Raw genomic sequence first — 11,621 nt, forward strand, 5'->3', positions numbered from 1 at the left:
TGCGGGTGTACAGGTCGGTGGAGCGGGCGCCGGCGACGGCGATGGTGCGGTCGACGACGACGAACGGGATGCCGGTGCCGCGCCTGCTGCTGCTCGACGGGCACTCGCTGGCCTACCGCGCGTTCTACGCACTGCCGGTCGAGAACTTCTCGACGTCCACCGGGCAGCCGACGAACGCCGTCTACGGTTTCACCTCGATGCTGATCAACGCCCTGCGGGACGAGCGGCCGAGCCACGTGGCCGTCGCCTGGGACCTGCCGACGCCGACCTTCCGCCACAACCAGTACGCCGAGTACAAGGCCGGCCGCGCCGAGACGCCGGCCGATTTCACCGGTCAGGTCAGCCTCATCCACCAGGTCTGTGACGCGCTCGCGGTGCCCGGGGTGAGCGCCGCCGGCTTCGAGGCCGACGACGTGATCGCCACCCTGGCGACCGCCGGCGCAGCCGTGGGGATGGAGGTCCTGGTCGTCACTGGCGACCGGGACGCGCTGCAGCTCGTCAACGAGCGGGTGACAGTGCTGATGACCCGCAAGGGCATCTCCGACATGACCAGGTTCACCCCGGCGGAGGTCGAGGCGAAGTACGGCCTGTCGCCGGTGCAGTACCCGGATTTCGCGGCGCTGCGCGGCGACCCCTCCGACAATCTGCCCTCCGTGCCGGGAGTGGGGGAGAAGACCGCCACCAAGTGGATCCAGCAGTTCGGCTCCCTCGCCGAGCTGGTCGACCGGGCCGACGAGCTCGGCGGGAAGACCGGGGCGTCGCTGCGCGCCCACCTGTCCTCGGTGATCCGCAACCGGTCGCTGACCGAGCTGGCGCGGGACGTGCCGCTGCCGGTCGGCCCGGACGAGCTGCGCCTGCGCCCGTGGGACCGGGAGGCGGTCCACCAGCTCTTCGACACTCTGCAGTTCCGCGTCCTGCGTGAGCGTCTCTACGCGGCGCTGGCCACGACCCCGCCGCCGGTCGAGGAGGGCTTCGAGGTCGACCTGACCATCCTCGAACCGGACGCGGTGGCCGGCTGGCTGGCGCGGCACGCGCGCGGCGTCGGCCGCACCGGCCTGTACCCCCGGGGGAGCTGGGGCCGGGGCACCGGCGTGCTGGCCGGCTTGGCCCTGGCCTCGGCCGATGGCGCCGCTGCCTGGATCGATCCGACGCAGCTCACCCCGGCGGATCTCGCTGTCCTCGGCGACTGGCTCGCCGACCCGAACCAGCCGAAGGCCGCGCACGACGTCAAGGGCCCCATGCTCGCGCTGGCCGAGCTCGGCCTGCCACTGGCCGGGGTCACCAGCGACACCGCGCTCGCCGCCTATCTCGCCCTGCCCGGCCAGCGCTCGTTCGACCTGGCCGACCTGGTCGCTCGCTACCTCCACCGGGACGTCGCGGGCGAGTCCGCCGCCAACGGCCAGCTCACCCTCGACGGCTCCGGTGAGGCGGAGGAGTCCCGCGCCGACGCGCTGCGCGCGCGCGCCTGCCTCGAGCTCGCCGACGAGCTGGACGCCGACCTCGAACGCCGCTGCGCCGCGACGCTGCTGCGCGAGATGGAACTCCCGCTGGTCACCGTGCTCGCCGGGATGGAGCGCGCTGGGATCGGCGCCGATCACGACCATCTGAGTGAGCTGCAGAAGCACTACGGCGGCGAGGTCGCGGACGTCGCCGCGCAGGCGCACGAGATCGTCGGGCGGTCGTTCAACCTCGGCTCGCCCAAGCAGCTCCAGCAGATCCTCTTCGAGGAACTGGGCCTGCCGAAGACCAAGAAGATCAAGACCGGCTACACCACCGACGCCGACGCGTTGGCCTGGCTCGCGGTCCAGTCGGACCATCCGCTGCTGCCGGTACTGCTGCGCCACCGCGACGTGGCCCGGCTCAAGACCGTCGTCGACTCGCTGCTGCCGATGATCGACGACGCCGGCCGCATCCACACCACGTTCAACCAGACCATCGCGGCGACGGGGCGGCTGTCCTCCACCGACCCGAACCTGCAGAACATCCCGATCCGCACCGCCGAGGGCCGCCAGATCCGCCAGGCCTTCGTCGTCGGCGCCGGCTACGAGACGCTGCTGACCGCCGACTACTCCCAGATCGAAATGCGGATCATGGCGCACCTGTCCGGCGACGAGGCCCTCATCGAGGCGTTCGGCTCCGGCGAGGACCTGCACACCTTCGTCGCGGCCGAGGCGTTCGACCTGCCCGTCAGCGAGGTCGACCCGGAACTTCGCCGACGGATCAAGGCGATGTCCTATGGGCTCGCCTACGGGCTGAGCGCCTTCGGGCTCGCCTCCCAGCTCGGCATCGCGCCGGACGAGGCCCGCGAACACATGGACGCCTACTTCGCCCGCTTCGGCGGCGTGCGGGACTTCCTGCGCGGGGTCGTCGAGCAGGCCCGCCGCGACGGCTACACCGAGACGATTCTCGGGCGGCGCCGCTACCTGCCCGACCTGACCAGCGACAACTCCCAGCGCCGGCAGATGGCCGAACGCATGGCGCTCAACGCCCCGATCCAGGGCTCGGCCGCCGACATCATCAAGATCGCGATGCTCGGCGTCGACCGGGCGCTGCGGGCCGGCGGTCACGCCTCCCGGCTGCTGCTGCAGGTGCACGACGAGCTGGTCCTGGAGATCGCGCCCGGGGAGTACGAGGCCGTCGAGCGCCTCGTCCGAGCCGAGATGACCTCCGCGTACACCATGTCGGTCCCGCTGGACGTCAGCGTCGGTTCCGGCCGGACCTGGGACGACGCCGCCCACTGAGCGGGGCGCGCCGCGGCGGATCGGCAGGCCCGTCGCGGGGCGCTGACACCCGTTCTGGCGGGAGGCCGTCGCGGTCGCGCTGCCTGCCGCCAGCGGCGGGATGAATGTCGAATCCGGTATTCGCGCCTTCTCCCGGATTTCTGCCACGACTGTTCGTCGCCGATGGGCAGTCAAGCTCCGATTCGCGAACAATGCGGCCATCGTGAATCGTTCGAGCACGGTGGAAGATGTCGTCCCAGTGGGTATGCCCAGGTGCGACGCCTGCTGGTATCCACTGCGGTCGCCGGCTGGATGCCGGCGCCCGGTTGGCTGTGGCGCGACGCCTGCGCAAGGCCGGTTCCGCGGGACGTGGCCCCGGGGCCGGCATTCGTGGGGCGCGGCCCCGCCGGGCCTGGGCGACGGGGGAGGGCGCGGCTCGTGTACAGCGATCATGCGTATGTCGACCGTGCGCGGCTGCTGACCCTGGTACCGCTGGGCGCGGTCGCGCTGTTTCTGCTGGTGTTGTTGACTCCGGGTTCGCCGGATCGCCTGAGCTGGCAGGCCTTCGTCGCGCTCGCGGTGTCGGTGCTCAACGTGATCGCCGGGCTGGTCGCTCAGCCACGGCGCGTCTGGGTCGCCCCGGTCGCGGCCCTCACTTTCGCGGCGGTGCTCGCGCTGGGCGTGGCCGAAACCCCGTCGGCGGCCGCCGCGGCCATGTACCTGGTGTGGTTTCCGCCGCTGTGCGCGTCGGTCGCCCTCATCCGCACCGGCGCCGCCGTGCTGGTCGTCGGGCTGATCGTCGTCGCGCTGCTGGCCGGCGCGACCGCCCACGGCGACACCGGCGGCGTGGGCGCGCCCGCGATCTCCAGCGCGCTCTGCACGGTCATGGTCGGCGTGATGGTGAAGGGCCTGTTCCGCGTACGGCTGCCGCCGAAGGAGACGGACACCCTCACCAGGCTGCCCAACCGTCGAGGGATTCTCGAGCGGGGCGAGCGGGCGGTGGCCGACATCCGGTCGTCCGGGCGCGAGGCGGTTCTCGTCCTGGTCGACATCAATCACTTCCACGAGTTCAACGACGCGTTGGGGCACGCCGGCGGAGACCGGCTCCTGCAGGCCGTCGCGGGGACGCTGGGCAGGCTCACGCCGAGCCCCGCTCTCGTCGGCCGGGCCGGCGGGGACGAGTTCGTGCTCATCTGTGCAGCGCCTGCGGCGACGTTGACCGGGGCGACTCGTGCGCTCGGCCAGCGGGTTCTGCGCCAGTTGCAGGGACCGTTCGAGGTGGATGGCGTCGACGTCGCCCTCGATGCGTCGGCTGGGATCGCCGTCGCTCCGCACGCCGGCAGAACGGTGGCGGAGTTGCTGGCCTGCGCGGATTCGGCGTTGTCCCGGGCCAGGCGAACGGGGGAGAGCATCGGGGTCTGGGACCCGGCGATCGTCGGCGTGAAGCCGGAGGAGATCGCGTTGTACGCCGACCTGTGCGTCGCGATCGAGCGGGACGAGCTGGTCCTGTTCTACCAGCCGCTGCAGTCGGCGCATTCCGGACAGATCGTCGGAGTCGAGGCGCTGCTGCGGTGGCAGCATCCGACACGTGGGCTGCTGCCACCCGGGGCCTTCCTGCCGATGGCCGAGCGCTCGGCCATCATCTCGGACCTGACCGGCTGGGTCCTCAACGAAGCGTGCCGGCAGTGTGCGGCCTGGGCCGCCGCGGGCCTGCATCTGGTGGTCTCGGTGAACCTCTCCCCGCGCATGCTGGTGCTCGACGATCTGCCGCAGCGCGTCGTCGGCGCCCTGTCCTCGCATGGCCTGACCGGCCGGTCGCTCACGCTGGAGATCACCGAGAGCGTGCTGGTCGCCGATCCGGCGCGGGCCGCGACGATTCTGCGCGAGCTGCGGGCCGAGGGAATCAACCTGTCGTTGGACGACTTCGGCACCGGCTACAGCTCGATGGAGATCCTCAACGCGCTGCCCTTCAACGAGGTCAAGATCGACCGTGGTTTCGTCACCGACGCGAGTGGCAACCTGCCCGCCGCGGCGATCGTGCGCTCCGTGGTCGACCTGGGACACCGGCTCGGGCTGCGGGTGGTCTGCGAAGGTGTGGCAAGCCAGCGCACCCTCGCCATGATGATCGATCTGGGCTGTGACCTGCTCCAGGGCGAGGCAGTCTCGGACCCGCTGCCGGCTGCGCGGCTCTCGGGCCTGCTCCGCGCTCGCGCGCCCGCCGCACCACGGCGACCGGCTCCGCCCGGCGCGGACCAGGCGGCGCCATCCCGACAGGAGGAGTTGGCTGGGTCCGGCTCGGCGGACCGCGCCGCCGACACGACACCGGCCGAGGCGATCCCCGCCGGCCCAGGCGTCCGCGAGCCGTCCGATCTCAGCGGTCTCGCCGCCCTGGGCAATCACCATGTTCTGCGCACCGAGCCGGAGGCGGCCTTCGACGACCTCGCGTCGATCGCGGCGAGGTCGACCGGCTGCTTGGCGGCCACGATCGTCTTCGACGGACGCCGGGGGGTGTGGTCGAAGACGCGGCGGGGACCTGCCTTGTCGATCATCGCGGAGAAGTGCGGCATCGGTGCCCGGGTCGTCGCGGAGCGCGCCTTCGTGGAGGTCCAGGACCTCGCGGGCGGCGGCCACCCCTACCGCCGCTATGCCGCCGACGAGCAGATCAGATTCGCGGCCGGCATGCCCATCGCGGCGCAGGACGGCCGGGTCCTCGGCGCGCTGGTCGTCGTCGACCGGGTGCCGCGCCGGCTCACGTCCGGACAGCGGGCGAATCTGGTCGACCTGTCGCGTCAGGTGTCGTCGCTGCTTGACGCCGGCCGGGAGGCCACCGCCTTCCGGGCCGTCGCCGGCGCGCTCGCCGACCTCGATCGCCTCTCCTTCCCCGATGATCTGGACCGGGCCGGGACGATCATCACCGCTGTCACCCGGGCGTTGCTCGACGCGACCGAGGTCGCGCTGATGACGGCGCAGGTACCGGGTTCGACCTTCTACCGGGTGGTCGGGGCCTGCGAGGCTCCCGGCACGGTGCCGATGGTCTCCGTCGGTGAGGAGCCGCAGCGCGACCGCACCTTGCTGATGGAGCGGGTGATGCGCACGCAGTGCCCGGTCTTCCTCAAGGACGGGAGCGCCTCCTCGCTGATGACGCCCGGGTACCTCGATCCGCTCAGGGTCGGCTCGCTGTTCGTCCTGCCGCTGCCGGGTGAGGGCGGGCTGCTCGGCGTGATCGGAGCCCGCTGGGAGAAGACGCGCGATGACGTCGACCCTGTGATCGTCCGAGCGCTCACCGTGCTGGCCCGTCAGGCGGCCCACACGCTCATCCGGCTGCGCGCCGATCCGGAGCAGGCGAACGCGGCCGCGGGTCACCCAGCCGCCGGCTCGGCTCTGCGCCCGTGACGCCGACAGCACGCCACGCCTGCTCGACCGCCGCACGTTCCCGTGCGCCGAACAGCACCGCGGCCTGGCGGCCGGTGGCGGCGGCGAAGGTCCGGAAGGTCGCGTTCGGCCGCACGTGGCCGGCGCGCAGGCTCTCGTACCAGATACGGCCCGCCTTCTCCCACGCGAAGCCGCCGAGCGCGGTAGCAGCGAGGTAGAAGGCGCGGTTCGGGATGCCGGAGTTGATGTGCACTCCGCCGTTGTCCATCGTCGTATGCACGTAGGCGTCCATGTGACCGGGCTGGAGGTCATCCCCGAGCACGGGATCATCGTAGGCGGTGCCGGGGGCCTTCAGTGACCGCAGGGCCACCCCGCGCACCGCGTCGGTCAGCAGCCCCGCGCCGATCAGCCAGTCGGCCTCCTCGGCCGTCTCACCCCGGGCGTACTGCTTCACCAGGGAGCCGAAGACGTCGCTGATCGACTCGTTGAGGGCGCCGGACTGGTTGAGGTACATCAATGCCGCCTCGTCCTCGGTCACGCCGTGGGTGAGTTCGTGCCCGATGACGTCCAGCGATCCGGTGAACCGGTGGAACAGCTCCCCGTCCCCGTCGCCGAAGACCATCTGCTGGCCGTTCCAGAACGCGTTGTCGTAGTGATCGCCGTAGTGCACGGTGGCGAGCAGCGCCATCCCCTCGTCGTCGATCGAGTCGCGGCCGAGGGCGGTGGAGAAGAAGGCGAAGGTGGCGCCGAGACCGTCGTAGGCCTCGTTCACCGCGGGATCCGCGACGGCGGAGCCGTCCTCGACCCGAATCAGCCGGCCCGGCAGCGTCTCGGCGCCGCCGGCGTCGGAGACGGACCGGCGGGGGCCGGTCAGCGGCACGGGCCCGCGCGGCTCGACGCCGCGGCGCGCGGCCCGCAGCCGGGCGTTGTGGTCGCGAAGCGTGCGGTGCGAACCGTCCTGGATCAGGGTGGACAACGCCCAGGATCGCTGCTGGTCGCTGCCGTTGCGGACGATCCGTTCGAGGACGTGTGGCGGAACGGCGCACGTCGCGGTGCGGTGCGGCTGGTGCATGGTCGGCTCCGGGGGTAAGGGGGCGACGACCGGGTGGAACCCGGGTGACAGACGGCGGCCTGGCGGGGGCCGCTCACGTCCGAGCCTGCTACTCCCGCGGAGACGTGTCCAGAGAGTCATGATTTGCATGCGGGAAGTGATTGTCGGGGTACGGCGTGGCGCGACCGGTACCCCGAGGTCGATCGGCGGCCCCTCGCCGTGATCGCAGGCGCCGCAGGGCCCGGCCGCCGGCCAGTCGGAGGACCGCGAGGGCGAGCCCGCCGAGCACGAACCAGGTCAGGCGCGCGTCCAGCCAGTCGACGCCGCCGCGCATCCAGGGCGTCACCGCCCGCGCCGCGCTCAGGTAGACCAGGCTGGACAGCACCGAGCCAGGCACCAGGAACCGCAGGAACCGCCGCAGCGGCACACCACCGGCGCCGAGCGCCGCATCCACGGCCATGTTCGTGTTCAGCAGGCAGAACCACAGCAGCGGAGTCTGGGTGTTCGGTCGGGTGAGCGCCGCGACGAGCCGTCCGCCTCCCATCGATCGAAGCAGCAACGAGCGGACGTTGTTGCGCGCCATCGCGTAGTACCCGACGTCGAGCAGGCAGCGCAGCACCGTGGCGATCAGCAGCGCCGGCAGGAACGGCACCGAAGCGCCGACCAGCACGAGCACGCCCCACGTCGGCCGCAGGGCGATCAGCAGCAGCGGCGCCCGTCGGGCGAGGACCGGCAGCAGCCCCAGCCCGAGCCAGCCGAGCCCGAGCAGGGTGCCCGTGAGCAGCACGGGCCACAGGTGGTGGACGACCGCCGCGGCCCGCCGCCCGCGCCCGCCGCCCGCGCTCCCGCCGACGGCCACGTCACCGTCACCGTCACCGTCAACATCAACGGCCACGTCAACGGCCACGTCAACGGTTCGGGGGGCGGAACGGCCGGAAGCGATCCCCGAATCCCCCTCGTCCACGACGTCAGTCTGCCAACGGCCGGCCCGTGGCCCGCCGGCAGGCCGGCGCGGCCGAGGTGGGTGCCGTGCGCCGGGACGGCCCGCTCGAGTCCCAGAGGGCGGGCACCGGGTGGTCGGCGCGCGTGGTGGACCGGGCTGGCAGACTCGGCAGGGTGCTCACGGTGGGTCTGACAGGTGGGATCGGTTCGGGTAAGAGCGCGGTGTCGGCGCGGCTCGAGGGCCGGGGCGCGACGGTGATCGACGCCGACCGGATCGCGCGGGAGGTAGTGGCCCCGGGCACGCCCGGGCTCGCCGCGGTGCTGGCCGCGTTCGGCCCGGCCGTGGCGGCGCCGGACGGCAGCCTGGATCGGCCGGCGCTGGGTCGCGTCGTGTTCGCCGATCCCGCGGCGCGGGCCCGGCTGGAGGCGATCGTGCACCCGCTGATCCGCGCGCGGACGCAGCAGCGGATCGCCGGCCTCGACCCGGACGGGATCGCGGTACACGACATCCCGCTGCTCGTCGAGACGGGCGCGGCGGGCAGCTACGACCTGGTCCTCGTCGTCGAGGCGCCCCGGGAGCTACGGCTGGAGCGCCTTGCCGGGCGCGGTCTGCCCCGCGATGAGGCCCTCGCCCGAATGTCCTCGCAGGCCAGCGACGAACAGCGCCGTGCCGTCGCGGACGTGGTCATCGACAACGGCGGCGACCTCGCCGACCTCGACACCCGCGTCGCCGAGGTCTGGCGCGAGCTGGAAGCCCGCCGCGAGGCCAAGGCCGCCGCCGACGCGGCGGCCGAGCACCCGCCGGTGTAGCCGGTCACCGCTGGCTGGCCGGGAACCGCCGGCCTGCCCCGCACTGCGAGCGGCCGGCGGGGCGCCCGCTTCTTACCGCTACTGGACGCCGGCGGCGCCCATGCCACGCAGCTCCTTCTTCAGCTCGCCGATCTCGTCGCGCAGCCGGGCGGCGAGCTCGAACTTCAGGTCCCGGGCCGCCTCGTGCATCTGGTCGTCGAGCTGGCGGATGAGCTGGGCCAGCTCGTGCGACGGCATGCCGGCGAGCTCGGCGGCGTACTTGCCGACGAGGTCGTCGCGGCCACCGCGGGACTTCATCCCGGGTACCGGCGCCTTGCCGCGCGACTGCGCCCGCCCGCCGCCGCCGACCAGCTCGCCCTCGGCCGACTCGCGGACCATGTCGTCGAGGATGTCCACGACCTTCTTGCGCAGCGGCTGCGGATCCAAGCCGCGCTCGGCGTTGTAGGCCATCTGCTTGACGCGCCGCCGGTTCGTCTCGTCGATCGCGTGGCGCATCGACGGGGTGACCTTGTCGGCGTACATGTGCACCTGGCCGGAGACGTTACGGGCCGCGCGGCCGATCGTCTGGATCAGGGACTTGTCGGAGCGCAGGAAGCCCTCCTTGTCCGCGTCCAGGATGCTGACCAGCGACACCTCGGGCAGGTCGAGGCCCTCCCGGAGCAGGTTGATCCCGACGAGGACGTCGAACTCGCCCCGGCGCAGCTCAGTGAGCAGCTCCACCCGGCGCAGGGTGTCCACCTCGCTGTGCAGGTAGCGGACCCGGATGCCGTGTTCGAGCAGGTAGTCGGTCAGGTCCTCGGACATCTTCTTGGTCAGCGTGGTCACCAGGACCCGCTCGTCCCGCTCGGCGCGCAGCCGGATCTCGTGGACGAGATCGTCGATCTGCCCCTTCGTCGGCTTGAGGATCACCTCCGGGTCGAGCAGGCCGGTGGGACGGATGATCTGCTCGACTACGCCGTCGGCCCGGCCCAGCTCGTACGGCCCGGGGGTGGCGGAGAGGTAGACGGTCTGGCCGATGCGCTGCAGGAACTCCTCGAAGCGCAGCGGGCGGTTGTCCATCGCGCTGGGCAGCCGGAAGCCGTGCTCGACGAGGTTGCGCTTGCGGGACATGTCGCCCTCGTACATCCCGCCGATCTGCGGGACGGTCACGTGCGACTCGTCGATCACCAGCAGGAAGTCGTCGGGGAAGTAGTCGAGCAGGGTGTGCGGCGCCGTGCCCGCCTCGCGGCCGTCGATGTGCCGCGAGTAGTTCTCGATGCCCGAGCAGAACCCGACCTGGCGCATCATCTCGATGTCGTAGGTCGTCCGCATCCGCAGGCGCTGGGCCTCCAGCAGCTTGCCCTGGCGCTCCATGGCCGCGAGGCGTTCCGCCAGCTCCACCTCGATGCCGGCGATCGCCCGCTCCATCCGCTCCGGGCCGGCGACGTAGTGCGTCGCCGGGAAGACGAAGATCTCCGGGACCTCGCGGACGATCTCGCCGGTGAGCGGGTGCAGGTAGGTCAGGCGCTCGATCTCGTCGCCGAACATCTCGACGCGGACGGCGAGCTCCTCGTAGACCGGGAAGACCTCCACCGTGTCTCCGCGGACCCGGAAGGTGCCCCGGGTGAACGCCAGGTCGTTGCGGGCGTACTGGACGTCGACGAAACGGCGCAGCAGCACGTCCCGCTCGATCACGTCGCCGACGCGCAGGCGGACCATCCGGTCGATGTACTCCTGCGGCGTGCCGAGGCCGTAGATGCAGCTCACGCTGGCGACGACGATCGTGTCGCGGCGGGTGAGCAGGCTCATCGTGGCCGAGTGGCGCAGGCGCTCGACCTCCTCGTTGATCGAGGAGTCCTTCTCGATGTAGGTGTCGGTCTGCGCGATGTACGCCTCGGGCTGGTAGTAGTCGTAGTACGAGACGAAGTACTCGACGGCGTTGTTCGGCAGCAGTTCCCGGAACTCGTTGGCGAGCTGCGCGGCAAGCGTCTTGTTCGGAGCCATCACCAGCGTCGGGCGCTGCAGCCGCTCGACCAGCCAGGCCGTCGTCGCGGACTTGCCCGTACCGGTGGCGCCGAGCAGGACCACGTTGGACTCGCCGGCTCCGATGCGCCTGGCCAGCTCTTCGATGGCGGCGGGCTGGTCCCCGGCCGGCGCGTAGTCGGAGATGACCTCGAACGGGGCACGCGTCCGCTCAAGGTCGGTGGTGGGCCGTTCGAACGCTGTGGTCACGCCCTCCAGAACACCACAGACCTCCGACAGTTTCCGTGCGGGCCGCTCAGCCGTCGGCCGGATCCCAGCCCAGCAGCCGGGCGCCGAGCACCGCGGTCTGCAGGACGTAACGGTCCGTCGGTGAGGTCGGGTCGTGCCGGGTCAGGGTGTGGATGCGGTCGAGGCGGTAGGTCAGCGCCCGCACCGACAGATGCAGCCGGCGCGCGGCGGCCAGCGCGACCCCGCCGGTGGTGAAGTAGGCGTCGAGGGTGTCGATCAGCGGGCCGGCGCCGCCGCGTGCGGAGCGCAGCGGCGCGAGCACCGCCTCCACCAGTTCGGTCAGGGCCTCCCGGTCGCGGGCCAGCACCTTGTAGATGAGTAGGTCGTCGGTGTGCACCACGGTGGCGTCCAGGCCGAGGCTGCCGGCGAGCTCCGCGGCGGAGCGGGCCTCCTCGAACCCGATGCGCACGCCCGCCACGCCGCTGCGCGCGCGGCTCACCCCGATCCGCCAGACCAGCCCCGGCTCCGCCCGCAGC

The 11,621-nt window shown here is 72.0% G+C and carries 7 protein-coding genes; 3 read left to right on the forward strand and 4 right to left on the reverse strand.

What is annotated here, in order from left to right; genetic code table 11:
* Window positions 1-41 precede the first annotated feature (41 nt).
* On the forward strand, window positions 42-2,741 hold the full coding sequence (gene polA / locus MXD58_RS10235; RefSeq protein ID WP_250609253.1) for a DNA polymerase I: 2,700 nt from the start codon (window positions 42-44) through the stop codon (window positions 2,739-2,741).
* Between the two features lie 417 nt (window positions 2,742-3,158).
* Complete coding sequence (locus tag MXD58_RS10240; RefSeq protein WP_248839957.1) at window positions 3,159-6,113, forward strand: EAL domain-containing protein; 2,955 nt, start codon at window positions 3,159-3,161, stop codon at window positions 6,111-6,113.
* Here MXD58_RS10240 and MXD58_RS10245 read toward each other — a convergent pair.
* Together MXD58_RS10245 and MXD58_RS10250 are read right to left on the reverse strand one after the other, a co-directional pair.
* Window positions 6,034-7,164, reverse strand: a complete 1,131-nt coding sequence (locus MXD58_RS10245) for a M4 family metallopeptidase (RefSeq protein ID WP_248839956.1) — start codon at window positions 7,162-7,164, stop codon at window positions 6,034-6,036. The genes MXD58_RS10240 and MXD58_RS10245 overlap by 80 nt on opposite strands.
* Before the next feature lie 88 nt (window positions 7,165-7,252).
* Complete coding sequence (locus MXD58_RS10250; RefSeq protein ID WP_250609251.1) at window positions 7,253-8,038, reverse strand: hypothetical protein; 786 nt, start codon at window positions 8,036-8,038, stop codon at window positions 7,253-7,255.
* A 230-nt stretch (window positions 8,039-8,268) separates the two neighbouring features.
* On the opposite strand from MXD58_RS10250, the gene coaE reads away from it, so the two are divergent.
* The gene (coaE, locus tag MXD58_RS10255; protein WP_248839954.1) at window positions 8,269-8,895 is read left to right on the forward strand and encodes a dephospho-CoA kinase; all 627 of its coding nucleotides are present in this window, start codon (window positions 8,269-8,271) and stop codon (window positions 8,893-8,895) included.
* Window positions 8,896-8,973: 78 nt separating this feature from the next.
* Here the strand turns inward: coaE and uvrB are convergent, their stop codons facing one another.
* Complete coding sequence (gene uvrB, locus MXD58_RS10260; protein ID WP_248839953.1) at window positions 8,974-11,106, reverse strand: excinuclease ABC subunit UvrB; 2,133 nt, start codon at window positions 11,104-11,106, stop codon at window positions 8,974-8,976.
* Window positions 11,107-11,152: 46 nt separating this feature from the next.
* Window positions 11,153-11,621: PucR family transcriptional regulator (locus tag MXD58_RS10265; protein WP_250609252.1), on the reverse strand; the 469-nt coding region annotated here is incomplete at its 5' end.

The organism is Frankia sp. AgKG'84/4 (assembly GCF_023242965.2).
Taxonomy (GTDB): domain Bacteria; phylum Actinomycetota; class Actinomycetes; order Frankiales; family Frankiaceae; genus Frankia.